Genomic DNA, 16,598 nt, shown 5'->3' on the forward strand with positions numbered 1-16,598 from the left:
TATAAATTGATTAATACAGATTATGCGCGGTGAAGATACGATGAATTGCAAGCGTCAGTGATGAAATAGTGACAGGGAATTTAATTACCCGTTCCAAGCATGGAAACTGTCTATATTTTGTTAAGGCCTTGAAAAAAAATGCAGGCTAGAAATTCAAATGGGGGAGGATGCCAATCGGCTGAAAGTGCCGCGAATTATAAACTGGCGCTAAGAATAGCCAATGAAATGAGAAGAGTTACATAGATAGCACAGAGTGCTTGAAAATACCTTCACAAAATCCAAAGGTATGGATGGGATTTTTTGATAACACGAAAGCCATGATAAAACAGTAGCTTGTATTGATAGAATGGCGGAGAGGCAGGGATTCGAACCCTGGGAGGGTTACCCCTCAACGGTTTTCAAGACCGCCGCATTCGGCCGCTCTGCCACCTCTCCAAGCCGTGCATTATAAAACAAACTGATCTATAAAATCAATTTTAAATAGGCTTTAATCCAAATTGCGTAAGTTTATAAACGTTTTAAGCCTTATCTATTTTTGTGCAGTAAAAATACAGTAGGCTGTTAAATTTTGAGTAAACAAATAATGCTGTGCAACACCGACCCAATAATTCGCAGTTTGGCCTTTAGTGCGCAACCCTAGCCATTCGCCCAATTTTTGCATCGGCTGTAACCGTTTAGCAACACTGAGCATATACTCTATAGATTGCATAGTTTGCGGGGTAAGATCGCGCATGGTTGGGCTATGAAAGCCCTGTTGTTCCAGTAAGCCACTGAACTCATCCTTAAGGCACAGATTAGGGACGGCCCAACCATTTAAGCAGGTCATAATTTCTCGCCATTCTTCAGTATTAAATTCGCGGCGTGTAAAAAAGCCATCACACACTACCACGCGACCACCTTTGCGCAATACCCGCATGGCTTCCTTTAAAAAAACGCCTTTATCCAGAGCGTAGCAAGAGCTTTCTAAAGCCCAAACCACATCAAAGGATTCATCTTCAAACGGCATTTGACAAAAATCAGCAACCTCAAAATCTACTAACTTGCCCACACCTTGACGATCAGCGTGTTGTGCGCCGTAGATAGCCTGTTGACTACTAACCGTCATGCCGGTAGCTCGATTGCCATAGTTTTTCGCCATCCAGATGCTACTTCCACCTACGCCACAGCCAGCATCTAATACTCGATCACTGGCTTTAATACCGGCAGCGTCATACAGCACCTGGTTTTTATTAAGCAAAGCTTGATGATGCTGATAAGGCGTGGTTTTATCCCAATAGCCGTAGTGGTAGGCCAAATTATCCCGATTACACCAGGTGAGTAAATAATCCCAATAGCATTCATCGTAATATTCAGCGGTTTCTTTGCGTAAGGTTTTGCCGGTTAAGTCGGCATCGGGGGGAAGTTCTCGATTGTCTTGGTTGGATATTAGGTAATGCATGAATTTGAGTGGATTATTCTTGTTTTTAAAAGGTAGATTTTACTAATCAACCAGATGAATGCTATTTGAGCTTTAAAACTCTGTAAGCAATAGGTTCTTGTTGTTTTAGCTTAATAAAAGATGCGGCTAGAAAAGGATTAGCCCAGAATTATTGCATAAGTACATCCAGGCCGTTTATTGCTGAACTGCCGCTGCCGCATAAGGCAGTCTCTTGATGATTGCTTGCTGCTGTAGTTTGGATTAATCCTGAAAAATTAAACAATTGTTTGTCGGCTAATTGCGAAGGCGCGACATTCTGTAAGCTGGTGAATATAGTTTCCAGACGACCGGGAAATTGTTTATCCCAGCCTTTTAACATCACTTTCATAGCTTTGCGTTGCAGATTTTCTTGTGAGCCGCATAGATTACACGGGATAATCGGAAAATCTTTAAATGCGGAAAAACGTTCAATGTCTTTTTCGCGGCAATAGGCGAGGGGGCGGATAATAATGTTTTTCTTATCATCGCTTAACAACTTGGGCGGCATGGCTTTCAGTTTGCCACCGTAAAAAATATTCAGGAAAAATGTTTCCAGAATATCATCTCGATGATGCCCCAACGCTATTTTAGTAATGCCATTGGCTTCGGCATAGCCATACAATGTACCACGCCGTAACCTTGAACACAGGCTGCACGTGGTTTTACCTTCTGGTATTACCCGCTTAACAATGCTATAGGTGTCTTTTTCAATAATATGATAAGGCACGCCTAATGATTCCAGATAAGCAGGCAATACGTGTTCGGGAAAACCAGGTTGCTTTTGGTCTAGATTCACTGCGATCAAGTCAAACTCTACGGGCGCGGTTTTCTGTAAATTAACCAGTACATCAAGTAGCGTATAAGAGTCTTTGCCGCCCGACAAGCACACCATAATCTTATCGCCGTTTTCGATCATATTGTAATCAGCGATAGCGTCGCCCACATAATGGCGCAGCCGCTTTTGCAGTTTATTAAACTGAATCCTGGATTTTTGATTGGGGTCTGACATAAAGGGGGTGTACCTTGTACCTTGCACCCTTTACCCTGCATGAGGTGCAAGGTAAAGGGTGCAAGAGGGTGGACGGTTTTATCCGTTATAACGCTGGAAAATCAACGTTGCATTGGTGCCACCAAAGCCAAAACTATTGGACATGATGGTATTTAAGGTGACGTTATCCTGACGCTCACGCACAATGGGGATGCCTTCCGCGCCTGGATCAAGCTGGGTGATATTGGCAGAAGCACTCAAAAAGTTTTCTTCCATCATTAATAAAGAATAAATGGCTTCGTTAACGCCAGCGGCACCGAGTGCATGGCCTGTCAATGATTTGGTAGAGCTGACAGGCGGCACTTTATCTTTACCAAATACTGTCCGTAACGCTTCCAGTTCTTTAGTATCACCCACTGATGTGCTAGTGCCGTGAGCATTGATGTAATCAATATTACTGCCATCCGTCATCGCTATCGCTTGCTGCATACAGCGTACCGCGCCTTCACCAGACGGCTGCACCATATCGTAGCCATCAGAAGTTGCACCATAACCGACCAGTTCAGCATAGATTTTAGCGCCACGGGCTTTGGCATGTTCGAGTTCTTCAACTACCAACACACCGCCGCCTCCCGAAATAACAAAACCGTCGCGGGTCGCATCATAAGGCCGAGATGCAGTTGCGGGGGTATCGTTATACTTGGAGGACAAGGCTCCCATCGCATCAAATAATACCGACAAGGTCCAGTGTACTTCTTCGCCGCCGCCAGCAAACACCACATCCTGCTTGCCCAATTGAATCAGCTCCATGGCATGGCCAATACAATGCGCACTGGTTGCACACGCTGAGCTAATGGTGTAGTTGACACCTTTAATCTTAAACGGCGTGGCCAAACAAGCCGTATTGGTGCTGGACATGCAACGGGTTACCATATACGGGCCAACGCGTTTTACGCCTTTTTCGCGCAATATATCAGCTGCATCAACCTGATTGGAGGTAGACGGCCCACCGGAACCCATCACCAGCCCCGTTCTAAAGTTGGAGACATCCGATTCACTTAAACCAGAATCATCAATGGCTTGTTGCATGGCGATATAGTTGAAGGCTGCGCCATCGCCCATAAAGCGTTTGATTTTGCGGTCGATAAGCGCATCAAAATCAATATTAATGGGCCCGTGGACATGGCTGCGAAAGCCCATATCGTGGTAGACATCGGAAAAAACGATTCCAGAGCGGCCTTGTTTTAGCGATTCTGATACTTCTGACCGATTATTGCCTATGCTGGAAACAATGCCCAAACCGGTGATTACGACTCTTTTCATGGTGATAAATCCTAAAAGTCTGCGGTTGACGTAAATAAACCAACGCGTAAGTCGGTTGCTGTATAAATCACTTTTCCGTCTACTTCCATCGTGGCATCGGCAATGCCCATATAAAGTTTGCGCATGATGAGCCGTTTCATATCAAGGCGATAAGTGACTTTTTTGGCCGTGGGCAAAACCTGGCCGGTAAATTTAACTTCGCCTACACCTAATGCACGGCCTTTTCCTGGGCCACCCATCCAACATAAAAAGAAGCCAACCAGTTGCCACATAGCATCTAAACCTAAGCAGCCGGGCATGACCGGATCACCCTGAAAATGACAGGCAAAGAACCATAAATCCGGCGTAATATCCAGTTCTGCAACGATTTGACCTTTACCATACGCGCCACCTTCATCGGTAATCAACGTAATTCTATCCATCATTAGCATGTTAGGCAGGGGCAGTTGTGCATTTTCCGGCCCGTACATTTCCCCTCTACCGGACATCAGCAATTCTTCGCGCGTAAAACTATGCTGCTTATCCATAATGTTTAACCCTTTAGAATTATACTTATAATTGAGCTGTCTATTATCTTACAGCCATCGAAAAAAATCAGCTCAATTTTTAGCGGCAGCAACTTCTGGTAGCAAGTTTTTTAGTTTTAAGGTGTTTCTTTGCAAGCGATATTGATAAATAATCGTGTAAGAAAGCACTGATGCGACGTATTTTCGGGTTTCTTTATAAGGAATATATTCCACCCAAAGATCAATCGGCAGGGCTTTACCCTTAGGTAGCCATTTTATGACGCGATGGGGACCTGCATTATAAGCCGCTGTTGCCAGAGCGACATGGCCGTCAAACTGACTCAGTAACTGCTTGTAATAGTAACTGCCGTACCGTATGTTAAGGTCAGGATTAAATAAGTCATTGTCCGAATTCCAGGGTTCCTGCAAGCTTTTGGCGATTTGTTGCGCTGTAGCCGGCATTATCTGCATTAATCCTTTAGCGCCAACCACCGATGCAGCCATTTTATCCATCATGCTTTCTTGGCGCATCAGGCCAAAAATAAGTGCAGGATCAAGATTTTGCAAAGCGGCATTATGTTCAACCTGGGCTTGGTAATGGGTAGGAAAGCGCAAACTTAAATCGTCCCAATAATCGGCTTTGGTTAAAGTAATGATTGCCGTTTGCTCCCAGTGCCATTGCTGTGCCAGTTTAGCGGCCAGTAACAACTGTTCTTTACTAAGCTTTTTTAAAATGCCTGCAAAGTGTCGTCTGGCATCGGCGTCTCGATGCAAGGCATTAAGCTCTTCTATGGCGCTAAGCTCTGTAGTTTGACGCAGCGTTGCCAGTGCTTCTGGTGTTAAAATAATAGGTTTATCGGTAAATTGATACGCTTGGTTAAGCACATCTGCTGCCAAAAAACCATAAAACCCCCTGTCTTTGGCAACGGTTGAATACATCGCTTGTGCTTGAGTGTTAGCGCCGGTTTTATCCAGCGCTCTGGCAAACCAATATTGCCAATGCGGGTCTTGTTGTTCTTTAGCGGATAGTTTTTTATAAGCTTCAATAACATGTGGCCAGTTTTGTGCAAATAAGGCGGATCGAACGCTCCAGATTCTTAACTCTTCATCTGGTTCATTGACTTTTTTCAAGCGTTCGAAAGCCCGGTGATCTCTACGTACCGCTAAAAGCAGTGCGAGTTGGTGTTCAATGTGCTGACTGGTTTTGTTGTCTATTGTGAAGGATTTTTTTTGACTATCCCAAAGATTTAACGCCAACTCAAGATTGGCTTTGGCCATTCTATCAATACCGTAGGCAAACAATCGCCCCATTAACCCCGTTTTGGTTTTCCAAAAGCCACTGTTTTTAATGATTTCAGGCGTTTGATGAACTTGTAGCCACTGCCCCGCAATCGCTTGATCGTTGGGGTTGAGCAGGTTGAGCGTTGCGTTGGCTTCGGTAGTATTATTTTGCGTTAAAGCCGATTCAAAATGTTGCCAGATAATATCCGATGTCAGTTTTCCAGAAGCGGTCAACGCATCAAATAAGGGCGCACAGCTTTCAGGCTGCGGTTCTGCTGTTGCCCAAAGAACTTGCGCTGCATCCAAGGCTAGTTGTTGCTGGCCGGTTTGGTAGTTAGCCCATTGAAATTGGCAATTTAGATTTTTATCGCTGTTAGCTTGATAATATTCGATGAACTCAGGCCAGCGTTGTTGCTCAGCTAGGCGGTTTAACCATTTTGGACGCAGTAAATCGGCATAATAGCTCTCTTTGTATGTCGTTAAAAACTCAGTAATGGCGGGTGTTTGCGACAAACGGTTTTTCAGCCATTTATACTGTAAATAAGGGTATAAAGGGTAATTAGCCAGCCTTTTTGATAAGCGCAGAAAATCCTTTTCTTTGTCTTTAGCCAGTAGTTTTTCCGCAGTTAGAAAATACTCACGCTGCTGGGAAAGGGTAGGGGGTAGGTTTATTTTGTACCAGAAAAACAGGCCGCCACTTATCAGTAAAAACGCAGCCAGGTATTTTATGCGCATAGTTTATATTTGCTTGTTTTGACCCAGAAAAACTAATTAATAGAATCTTCCAGTAAAATAGTTTCGAGAGCATCAGTAGAACGAATACCGATATCATTTGTTATAAAAAATGTACAACCTGCTTTGAGTGCAGCTGCATTGGGCTTCCAATTTAAAGCGGAACAAAAGCAATGGTACAGATGTAGGTTGGGGTGAGGTAACGAACCCCAACAATACTAAATCCAGTTTTGGGGTTCCTATCGTCACTCCAACCTACATTGCTTGGGCAAGCGTATTGCCCCCTATCCCTATTTAACAGTCGGCTCAACAATCGCCCTAGATGTTCCAGGCCCTATACTTTCTGCCGCGTCTTTAAGGTAAGTCTGTTTTAAACGTTTAAATGCCGACCACAAGGTAGTGTCCATAACCACTTCGTTACCAATAGAGACAATAACCCTGGATAATTCCGGTATTTTGGTTTTGACTGACGTTAAATACACCGGCTGCACATATAAAATACTGTTGCCCATGGGCAAAATAATCATGCGACCCATTTCTACCGTAGAACCGTATTTTCCCCATAAACTAAATTGAGCAGAAATTTCCGGACTTTGGTTAATTAAGGCTTCTACTTGAGCAGGGCCATTTACCTGCACATCTTTGCTAAATTTATAAACAGTAATGCCGGGCTTGTATTCTCCTAGGCGGCTACATTGCTTGCTATCCATGACACCGGCTACGCCTATCATGCTGAGATTATCCCTATTAATGGGTGTCATGGGGTTGATCATGACAAATTCTTCTTTACCATTGCAGTTGCCAAAATTTACGGTTTGGTAGTACGGCAACACTTCTGCATCCCTCACCTGGGCTTGTGTCCAGGTTTCTGCTTGTTCGTAGAACAATTCTGGGCTTTGTTGATGGTATTTAGCAAAAATTTTCATTTGCAGATAATACAAATCACGCGGATAACGTAAGTGCTTACGCAATTCTTCGGGCATTTCCGGTAGACTTTTAAATAACCCTGGATAAGCATTGTTATAGGCCTGAATCAGGCTATCTGATGGGTCAGAAATATAATAATCAACATCCCCATCCAGTGCATCAACCACTACTTTCACCGAGTTGCGGATATAGTTGAATTTTGCCTGGCCTGGGAAAAAACTATCATCAGCCGGTTTTGAAGCCGGGTAAAAGGGCGATAACGTATAAGTATCTTGTATCCAGTAAAATCTGTCTTGCGTTATCACTAAATAAGGATCTTTATCCAGATGCAAAAACGGTGTTAACTTTTTAATGCGCTCCTGAATATTCCGGTAGATTTTGACCTTGCTTTCAGTAGAAATGTTGGTCGAAAAAAACACGTTTTTTTCTTTAAAATAAACTGCAAATAAAGCTTTTCTAAAATAAGACGGAATTGGAATGCCACCTTTACCATGGTAAGCCGACTCATTATCTGGATCAGTACCGGCTATGCCTTTAATGTTTAAATTATTGGGGACAATGGCGTAATTATACTTACCCTCACCATAATAAATATCGGGGTATTTAACACTAAAACCCATATCAGAGTGCATATCAAGATCACGCAAATGCCAGACCACCGGTTTTTCAGCATCTTGCGCAGCAGGTGTGGCTACGGCGCCATAACCGTGTGTATAACGCAAATGGGTATTTTCCCAGTTTTGCGCTTCTTTTGGCAGTTTTAAGATATTGATCTCTCGAGCTGCCAAATTGACTTGTCGGATTTGATTAAGAATAGAATATTGATCCTCGTCAACCGATAAAAATTTGTAGTAAGGCCTGATGGCTTGTAATTGCTGGTAACTGTCCAGTAAATATTCCCTGTCCCACACGGGAATGTTCTCAAAGCGTGCTTGCGTACTCCACTTTTCTATGTCTGGTGCAGCATTCAATTTAATAGGAAGATCAACGTTTTTAACGTTGTTTAAATCGTAGGCATTTATGGTGGCATTAATATTATGCTGAATAAATGGTTTTTCCATTTTGACAGGGTTAGGGTTAACAATATATTCCTGAATACTATTGGGAATAAAGCCTATTTTGGGTAAAATCAAAAAACTTACAAAAAGAACAGATGAAATAATCAGCGGCGATTTTATACGGTGGCGGTCTGAAAAAATATACAGACTTGCCGCAATGGCTACGGCCAAAAACGAGGCAATGCCCAACCAGATTAAAGGTAACTGGTAGCGAATTTCTGTAAAACCCGGGCCATAAAAGATAGGTTCGTGGCTATTGTTGTACAACAGCGAAAAGCGGTGCAGTAAAAATCCCCAGACTACAAAAATTACTACAAAACCCATCAAAATACTCAGATGAATTTTTGCACCCATGTGAAATTCTCTACTTTGATCCGGAACAAAAATATGTTCCAGCCAATACAACGTACCCACCATAAAGAATAATAACATCGCTGTTATCAACAATTCCTGTTGAATAAGTGAGTAAATGGGATAGGACAGCATGTAAAAGCTGACATCATTGCCATAAATGGTTTCTTTTACCCCAGAATCACTGCCAAAGAAATACAGTAAGGATTGTTCCCATTGATTATAAAAAGGAATGGCAATAAATATGGCGAGTAGCAGGGAGACGGGCGTATATATTTTTGCCGAACCATACATGAAAGCATCGGCAAAGCCTTGAAAGCGTTGGTTTTTAGTAAAGTTATTTAAAACTTCTTCGCGTGGGTTTAATCCTAAATAAGACGAAGCAACCCAAAAATGGAAAAAGAAAATAACAAAAAAAGTGAGGGTAACGCCACCAGACAAAAAGTATTTGTACAGCAGTCGTAACCAAAAATACCCTTCGAGCTTTAAAGATTGGAACCACCATAAATCAACGAATAGATCCAAAAATATAAAATGAAAGGCGACAATCAGGACGACCACTAGAAGCAGTGTTGCTCCAATCAACGCGGGTACTGATTTTAATTTCTGCATAATGCCCCCGTATGTGCTGCGTGTATGTTAACCCTGCGTAGATAAGCTATTAAAAACAAGCGTAGCTGACGCATAGATGCTGGCGGGTATTCTAACACTCAATTAGATATTTATAATGCTTTAGGGCGGCAGACAATAGCGCCAATAGTGGAATGAATAGCCGATTTTCGCAAAACATTAAGGTGATTTATAGTGCTACTAAGTCAACTAATTTTACAATGATTAAGCTTAACAAGTAATTGTAATGCCTTCCATTTGCTACCAGATTATGATCTTTTTCTAAATCGCATACCAAAGTATGTAAGAAAAAACGCACACAGACCCTTAAAATAAAATAAAATAAATTTTGTATGAAAATAATACAAGTCTTGTTCAGCATTGTGAATCTTAAACAATATATTGAAAAAGGCTTTAATCCTAGGTGTCATATTTATTTGCACAATCCAACTGTTGATTTATTTTTAACAGATTTTTGAAAAAATGAAGACATCCAAAATAATACCCCACGATTTTTTTAAGTTTATTTAAATTAATACGTTATATAGTCACCTCGGCAAAAACTATGCCACTAAAAAACATCTCTTTTAAAGATGGCTTAAAAAATGCTTGTTTCTATCTGTAGTAGTATTTTTTCTTATGGGCATCAACTGAGTCTAGGCTCATAGGTTGGCATGCCATCTATCTGATTGTGGCCAATGGCCTCGTAATCCGTTGAATCCTTTTTTAAAAAAGAAAAACTAGGGTCTTTCAATTTTTCTTTTTTAAAGTGGCGAACGAATCTTTTACGAGGCATGACACCTTACTTTAGAGATCAAGTATATGAACGAAAATAATAATAACCCACTAACGCCTGCTCTGTGCAGGGTTATGGAAGCCTGTGTTAGTCTAAAAACAACAGAAACCAAAATAATAGCAGATCATTTAAATCGTTCCCCTGCCACTATCAGAAACGAATTTCAGCGGATTCTCGTGCTTATGAACGTGCATTCTCGATACGCTGCCTTAAAAACAGCCGAAGAAAAAGGCTGGCTAGATTCTGATACCAAACATTGACTTTATTGCAAAATGATGCGATCGCATTATTGCAAGTGTAAAGAAATATGATTAATATTTTAGCCGTGCGGTTCATATTGTTTTTAGCCAGAGCTAGACAATATATTGGCATGAAACCCCGCACTTAAATTTAACTTAGAGGTGATTTACTTAAAACATTTTTTGGAGGTATATTGTATGAAAGCTAAAATTTTACTCCCCGCTTTAATTGCTGGCTTAGTTGCTGTTACTGGTGTCCAAGCAGGTAAATATCCCGCACCCACTCCCGAAGACACAAGCGGGGTTGATTATTCCCATCCCGCACCAGCAACTCCCGCCCCAGTCTATGAACCCTGTTACAGAGCAGAACTTGTACATGGTAAATGGGATAATTATGGTAAGAGGTCAGGCGATAAATATGCGCATCAATCCAAAACCGTAGATATAGGTGGCAAAACCTATAAACTCAAAGGTCTTGAGCTAATTTGCGTAGAGCCAGCTCCGGCACCCGTAGTAGCACCTCCACCAGCAGGTGGTGGTAATTGCCATAAAACCAATACCTGCCCTGATACCGGCACGGATAATGGCTATCCAAAATAACCTTCAAATAGCGTTTTAATAACCAAGGATCAATAAGGAAACTCAATTGACTCTTGAATCTTTAATGGATGTGTTGCCTATTTTTAATTTAAAAGTAGGCAATTCATGTTTACTTCCGGTTAAGAGTGTCGAAAATTTCCATTCAATAGTGAATTATTTTCCATAAATCATACTTTTCAAGCTTCCTTATCTAAAACTCGCTTCTTATGCAATACATGGCTAAATCTTTCTATTAATTCATAAACAGCGTTTCCTTCCAAGCCTTGTCTGTTCGGTCTATTTGCTAGAACAGCGTTAGCAAATATTTACTATTTTTTGGGCGGATAAGTATAGATGAATAACTCAAAAAAACTATCAATAAAGATTCAAAATGATGCAATTGCATCATTGTTAAGTTAAGCCGTAGTCGGTAACCTACAAACCGTGCGGATGATATTGTTCTCAGCCAGAGCTAGGCAATAGGGTTATTTAGAACATCCGTACTTTATTTAGAGGTATTTTTATTTGAAAATTTTTTGGAGAAGTTTATGAATGCTAAAGTTTTATTATCAGCTTTAATTGTTGGTTTATTTGCTGCGAGCGCTGCTGTAGCTGGCGACAAATCAGCTCCAGCTCCAGTAGAACCAACGTGGGATAAGCCAGTAAAGGTCGAGCCTATTCTTGAGCCATGCTATAAAGCAGAACTTGTTCATGGGCAGTGGGATAGCTGGGGAAAATCAGCCAATAAACATCCTAATAAATCCAAAACAGTGGAAATCGATGGCAAAACTTATAAGCTTAAAGGCCTCGAGTTAATTTGCATTGAGCCAGCAGCACCCGCACCAGCAACACCTGCTTGCGTTCCAACTAAATGGAATAACTATTGCGACAAGCCATAAAATTAAGCGAGTAAAATAGTACTTTAAATAACCGGGGATCAATAAGGGAAACTCTATTGGTTCCTGGTTTTTAGTATTGGTAAATTTATCAGATATATCTGTAATAATTTGCTTTAAGCTGCTGCACCCCGTAAATATAAAAGCGCCCCTACATCAGTATACGCAACATCATGCTCACTGCCTTTAGGCGCAAACTGATAATCATTTTCGCGCAGCAACACATCACCCAGAAAAATTTCCCCGCTTAACATCATGCACTCTTCGTTTTGGCTATGAAGATGGCCAGCACAACTTGCGCCCGCTTCTAAACGGTAAAAATAAGACGCTGATATTCCATCGGTAAGCAATTGTTTTCTAAAAACACCGGGTTGTAACTCTTGCCAGCCTTCATCATCGTTATAAACCGTAGTAGCCACACCGCGTTGCACAGGTAACAAGCCACCGATTATCTCGCGTAAGGTAGCAGATTTATCACCAATGGAAGTACCACGCAAATAAGCCAACGCACCTTGCCGTGATCCAATACACGCATGGCGACTACCGGGCGGCGATACATGATAATCAAATTGCTTTAATTGCAAGTCACCCATGTGTAGATCACCACGCAAAACAACACCTTCTTCCAGCCAGTTATGACGATGCACCGGCAAAGTGGCACCCGCAGAAAATTCAACTAATACCGAATTACCACACGTACCACTCCACAACGGTTTGAAGCGAATACCGGTTTTTAACGTTTGCCAAACACCTTTCTTTGCCCTGACCGTAAGCAGTGCTGCATGATTGGCAACGCTTTGGGCAACACGCGCTTTTAGCCGAGCTTCAATGGCTTGTTGATTGATCTGCGAGGGCTCAAAAGGCTTTATTTCCGCCAATAACAGGCGGTTTAGTTCGCTTTGCTCCGAGTCATCGGGCGAAAATTTATTTTTTAAATGACTGTTCATAATTGTAGAGATGATTTTGTATCATCAGCTGATTCCTTAAGATAAATTGCCATCACCCAGCACCTGTTTTAAATGTATTAACGCACGTCGGATCATAGACTTAACCGTCCCTAACTGTAATCCACTGTAATGGGCGACTTCTTCATGCGTTAACCCTTGAAAAAATGCCAGCGCAATCACTTGCTGGGTAGTGGGGTCCAGTGCTGCCAAGGCGGTGTGCAAGCTACTGTTTTCTTGCACGGCTTCCAGTAAGTTTAGCGGATTATCAGTAGAACTCGGGACACTATCAATCATCTCTTGGTTATCTGCTACTGGGTTATCCTTGTGGCGCAGGGCATCTAAAGCGCGGCTTCTGGCGATAGTCATGATCCAGGTGATTGCGTTGCCGCGTGCTGGATCAAAACGCGGCGCTTGCCGCCACACCTGCCAAAAAGTGTCTTCCATAACTTCTTCGGCGGTTTGCGCGCAGCGCGTAATTCTTAAGGCTAAACTGTAGACACGCGCCATCATTATCTTATAAAGCGTGGCAAAGGCTAATTGGTCTTGATCAATAATTTTATCCAGCAAATCGCCGAGCAGTTGTTTTTCATCACGCATAGCGCCTGTTGCCAAGTCATCCGCTATAGAATCATCCATCCGCTGCAACTCAGCATCAAGCAACTGAGAAGCTGAGGACTCAACAGATTCTATATCCATATTTTGATTATTTTCGCGGCCAATTTTATCATTCATTAAATCTTATCTATCTATACGCAAAATCAGTAAAAGTGGATGCAAAAAGTAACAACGCAAATAAGTATACGGCCAAGCAAGTTTGTTCTCCAGGCAATTCCTAACGACAGCATTATTTCCATACGCTCGGACATATTATCAGGATGCACGCACATAGAGGAGTTGATTTACCAAGTGTACTATAAACCACAACACCAATCAGGACGGTGTTACCCCCTCATAATATTTTGGAGATTTCACATGAACATCTTACTTCGATCCATTTCAGGTATCGCATTACTGTCAGCCTTGCCATTATCATCAGCCTTGGCCGCTGATCCTATCGGTAAGTTATATACCATGAGCAATGCCACAACAGGCAATGAAATATTAGTTTACTCCCGCCGTGCCGATGGCAGTTTATCGCAGACCGATCATGTTGGCACTTATGGCTTGGGAACTGGAACTGGTCTTGGCAACCAAAGTGCTTTAACACTGAGCGGCGATGGTGCTTTGCTTTTTGCTGTCAATGCTGGCAATAACTCAATTTCATCGTTTCGTATTACTGCAACAGGGCTGGAATTTGTTAAAACCGTATCATCTGGGGGTGTAAGTCCTGTGAGCCTCACGGAAGATCGTGGCCGACTGTTCGTACTGAATGCTGGTGATGCGACACATGGGGGTAACATCAGTGGTTTTTGGACTGAAAATACCGGTGATTTAGAAGCTATCCACAATTCCAGACGACCTTTAAGCAATGCCGCCGCCGGAACCGGGGCGGCACAAATTAGCTTTAGCGATAACGGAAAACAACTTATCGTCACCGAAAAAGCCACTAACTTGATATTGACCTACCGGTTAAACGACTATAACAGACCAAGCTGGCCAAAATCTAACACCTCATCCGGTGCGACACCCTTCGGATTCGCTGTCGGCAAACGCAACCAGTTCTTCGTCTCCAATGCCGCTGGTGGTGCAGCCAATGGTTCTTCATTGTCCTCATATAAGCTGTTAGCCTCCGGCCAATTGAACACGATTAGTCCAACGGTTGGCGCAGGCGAAACCGCAGCGTGTTGGGTAACATTAACCCCCGATGGCCGTTACGCATTTACCACCAATACCGGCAGTGGCACGATTTCTTCGTTTCGCATCGGTTTTAATGGCGCTGTCGCTGTAGAGAATAATGATTCTGGTATTACTGGAGCAGGCACAGCGCCCATTGATATGGATATTAGCCCTGACAGCCGCATCCTGTATACGTTAAATTCAGGCAACGAAACCATTTCCAGTTTTTCAGTGGGTTTAAATGGCGATCTTACCTTAGTAAAAACATTAACAGGTTTACCAGACGGCGCTAATGGTTTGGTCGTACAATAAAGTACCAGGATTGCTGTTTAGCGGGTTGATTATGGTCGCTTGCTAAATGGCTTAATCTTGTTTTTACAGGTGGTCTTTACAAGCAAGATCGCCTGTAGTCTCACAAATCAGGAGTACATTACATGCGCTACCTTACACCAGTAACATTGCTGCTCGGCGCGTTAGCCGTTATAACGCCCTTGCAAAGCCAATCAGCACCCGATGCAACCAGTTGGCCGAATATCATTCCTCCTACTGGCCAGACGACCTTGCTTAACTGGCTGAATAAAAGTGGTTACAAAGAAAACTTTCTTCCCGAACCGAAAATTCATGCCAGCCCCGTACACGGCACTGTTAAAACCTATTACAACCCTATTCTGGCCGGTGATCTGCACGCCAAACGAAAAGTTTTTCGCAAAGGCGCGGCAATGGTCAAGGAGCTTTATTCGGGTAATAAAGTGACCGGCTATTCTGTTATGGTCAAAGTGCAAAAACACGCTAACACACAAGGACCAGACTGGCTGTTTTATGAAACAGCCGATAAAACCGGACAAAACGCTCTTTTGGGCAGGAATCTTTCCGCGTGTGCCGGTTGTCATAGTGAAGGCGTAGATTACTTGCGCTCTACGTTTCGGCCTTATAAATAAGCTATACGGGCAAACTACCGGTTGACGTTACGCATCCCGCCAATTTTTCGAAATTGCCCAGGCCCTACGCCCATCACTCTTTTAAATGCCTTGCTGAAGGCTGCTGCTGATTCGTAACCGCAGCGTTCGGCAACATCCATCACACTCGCTTTGTCTTGCTCAAGCCAGCGGCGGGCAAAATACATACGCCACAGGGTTAAAAACTCAATCGGTGGCATTCCACAGGCCTGAAAAAATCGCTCCGCAAAAACTGAGCGGGACAGATAAGCCGTCTCTGCCAGATTATCCAATGTCCAATGCCAACCAGGATTGGTGTGTATAGCCAGCACTGCATTGCAAATCTGGGCATCACCAAACGCACCCAGCAAACCTGGAATGGGTAAGTCTTTTTCGACAAGATCACGCACAATATAAAACAACAAGGCATCGGCAAGTCGATCTAAAATCGCCGTAGCGCCGACAGCATCGAGTCCCGCTTCGGTAAACAAGAGATCGAGAAGTGTACGCACTGCACTATTATGGGTATCGGATTGAGCGCCGATAACGATAAATTCCGGCAATGCGCCCATCAGCAGCCGCCGCACTGAATGGTCGATTTCCAGAAAACCACAAATAAGTGCCGTGCCTGGATTTGCGTGATCTAAGGGAACTTGTCGGGTAATATTTTGCATGCCAAAAGCATCGGGCTGCGCTTCAGACGAACCTATGATATGTGCCGCATCGTGTGGAAAAACCACAATATCACCATTTTGCAAACGGGTTGGAATCTTGCAGGTTGGCAGATGTAGCCAACAGTTACCGTGACAGACAATATGAAAATTAACATTGCCAGTGCCGGAGGTATCAAGCGCCCAAGAATCACACAGCTGTCCACGGTAAAAAACCTCCGCACGAAAGTTAATTCGCCTTAAAATTTCATTCAACGCCTGCTTGGCATCGGGCGTTAAGGCTTGCTTATTTTGGGGCAAAGACATGGGTGATACCTCTTGGGTTTGAGATTTAAGTGTAGCATCTGTTCTCATTCAAAGGCATCAGCTTCTACGATTATTTGAATACCCTTACAGCCTTAAAGGTGGATACACCTGAAGCTGTAATTGCCCATCATTAATTTTTAAAAAAAGTAACCGTTTTCAGTCCCCCTCTTTGAAAAAGAGGGGTTAGGGGAGATTTTTAAATAAATCCCCCTCGATCCCCCT

General features: G+C 42.9%; 14 protein-coding genes and 1 tRNA gene. 5 read left to right on the plus strand and 10 right to left on the minus strand.

Going from position 1 to position 16,598, the window contains the following annotated elements; genetic code table 11:
• Positions 1 to 347 precede the first annotated feature (347 nt).
• The 7 genes from ACHZC4_RS06880 to ACHZC4_RS06910 form a co-directional block, all read right to left on the minus strand.
• A tRNA-Ser gene (locus ACHZC4_RS06880) sits at positions 348 to 435 on the minus strand.
• A gap of 94 nt (positions 436 to 529) precedes the next feature.
• Positions 530 to 1,438, minus strand: coding sequence for a methyltransferase domain-containing protein (locus tag ACHZC4_RS06885; RefSeq protein WP_394753091.1), 909 nt, complete (start codon positions 1,436 to 1,438; stop codon positions 530 to 532).
• 148 nt (positions 1,439 to 1,586) lie between these two features.
• Entirely contained in the window at positions 1,587 to 2,465 is an 879-nt protein-coding gene (gene ttcA, locus ACHZC4_RS06890) for a tRNA 2-thiocytidine(32) synthetase TtcA (protein ID WP_394753092.1), read from the minus strand.
• 78 nt (positions 2,466 to 2,543) lie between these two features.
• Positions 2,544 to 3,767, minus strand: coding sequence for a beta-ketoacyl-ACP synthase I (fabB, locus tag ACHZC4_RS06895; RefSeq protein WP_394753093.1), 1,224 nt, complete (start codon positions 3,765 to 3,767; stop codon positions 2,544 to 2,546).
• 11 nt (positions 3,768 to 3,778) lie between these two features.
• Complete coding sequence (fabA, locus tag ACHZC4_RS06900; protein WP_394753094.1) at positions 3,779 to 4,294, minus strand: 3-hydroxyacyl-[acyl-carrier-protein] dehydratase FabA; 516 nt, start codon at positions 4,292 to 4,294, stop codon at positions 3,779 to 3,781.
• 72 nt (positions 4,295 to 4,366) lie between these two features.
• On the minus strand, positions 4,367 to 6,289 hold the full coding sequence (locus tag ACHZC4_RS06905; RefSeq protein ID WP_394753095.1) for a transglycosylase SLT domain-containing protein: 1,923 nt from the start codon (positions 6,287 to 6,289) through the stop codon (positions 4,367 to 4,369).
• Between the two features lie 287 nt (positions 6,290 to 6,576).
• Positions 6,577 to 9,234 (minus strand): UPF0182 family protein, encoded by a 2,658-nt coding sequence (locus tag ACHZC4_RS06910; RefSeq protein WP_394753096.1) that lies wholly within the window; start codon positions 9,232 to 9,234, stop codon positions 6,577 to 6,579.
• An 819-nt stretch (positions 9,235 to 10,053) separates the two neighbouring features.
• On the opposite strand from ACHZC4_RS06910, the gene ACHZC4_RS06915 reads away from it, so the two are divergent.
• From ACHZC4_RS06915 to ACHZC4_RS06925, 3 genes are all read left to right on the plus strand, one after another.
• Positions 10,054 to 10,287 carry a hypothetical protein gene (locus ACHZC4_RS06915; protein WP_394753097.1) on the plus strand — a complete coding sequence of 78 codons (234 nt, stop codon included), beginning with the start codon at positions 10,054 to 10,056 and terminating at the stop codon, positions 10,285 to 10,287.
• Positions 10,288 to 10,464: 177 nt separating this feature from the next.
• Positions 10,465 to 10,866, plus strand: a complete 402-nt coding sequence (locus tag ACHZC4_RS06920; protein WP_394753098.1) for a hypothetical protein — start codon at positions 10,465 to 10,467, stop codon at positions 10,864 to 10,866.
• Between the two features lie 527 nt (positions 10,867 to 11,393).
• Positions 11,394 to 11,744 (plus strand): hypothetical protein, encoded by a 351-nt coding sequence (locus tag ACHZC4_RS06925; RefSeq protein ID WP_394753099.1) that lies wholly within the window; start codon positions 11,394 to 11,396, stop codon positions 11,742 to 11,744.
• 113 nt (positions 11,745 to 11,857) lie between these two features.
• Here the strand turns inward: ACHZC4_RS06925 and ACHZC4_RS06930 are convergent, their stop codons facing one another.
• Positions 11,858 to 12,688: a cupin domain-containing protein gene (locus tag ACHZC4_RS06930; RefSeq protein ID WP_394753100.1), complete on the minus strand. Its 831-nt coding sequence runs from the start codon at positions 12,686 to 12,688 to the stop codon at positions 11,858 to 11,860.
• Between the two features lie 36 nt (positions 12,689 to 12,724).
• Complete coding sequence (locus ACHZC4_RS06935; RefSeq protein ID WP_394753101.1) at positions 12,725 to 13,420, minus strand: RNA polymerase sigma factor; 696 nt, start codon at positions 13,418 to 13,420, stop codon at positions 12,725 to 12,727.
• Positions 13,421 to 13,660: 240 nt separating this feature from the next.
• Between ACHZC4_RS06935 and ACHZC4_RS06940 the strand changes: the two genes are divergently transcribed.
• Together ACHZC4_RS06940 and ACHZC4_RS06945 are read left to right on the plus strand one after the other, a co-directional pair.
• The gene (locus tag ACHZC4_RS06940) at positions 13,661 to 14,776 is read left to right on the plus strand and encodes a lactonase family protein (protein WP_394753102.1); all 1,116 of its coding nucleotides are present in this window, start codon (positions 13,661 to 13,663) and stop codon (positions 14,774 to 14,776) included.
• Between the two features lie 122 nt (positions 14,777 to 14,898).
• Positions 14,899 to 15,402, plus strand: a complete 504-nt coding sequence (locus ACHZC4_RS06945; RefSeq protein WP_394753103.1) for a hypothetical protein — start codon at positions 14,899 to 14,901, stop codon at positions 15,400 to 15,402.
• A 14-nt stretch (positions 15,403 to 15,416) separates the two neighbouring features.
• On the opposite strand, the gene ACHZC4_RS06950 is transcribed toward ACHZC4_RS06945, so the two are convergent.
• Positions 15,417 to 16,376 (minus strand): AraC family transcriptional regulator, encoded by a 960-nt coding sequence (locus ACHZC4_RS06950; protein ID WP_394753104.1) that lies wholly within the window; start codon positions 16,374 to 16,376, stop codon positions 15,417 to 15,419.
• Positions 16,377 to 16,598: the final 222 nt, after the last annotated feature.

It is taken from the genome of Crenothrix sp., from assembly GCF_043729335.1.
In the GTDB taxonomy this organism is placed as follows: domain Bacteria; phylum Pseudomonadota; class Gammaproteobacteria; order Methylococcales; family Methylomonadaceae; genus Crenothrix.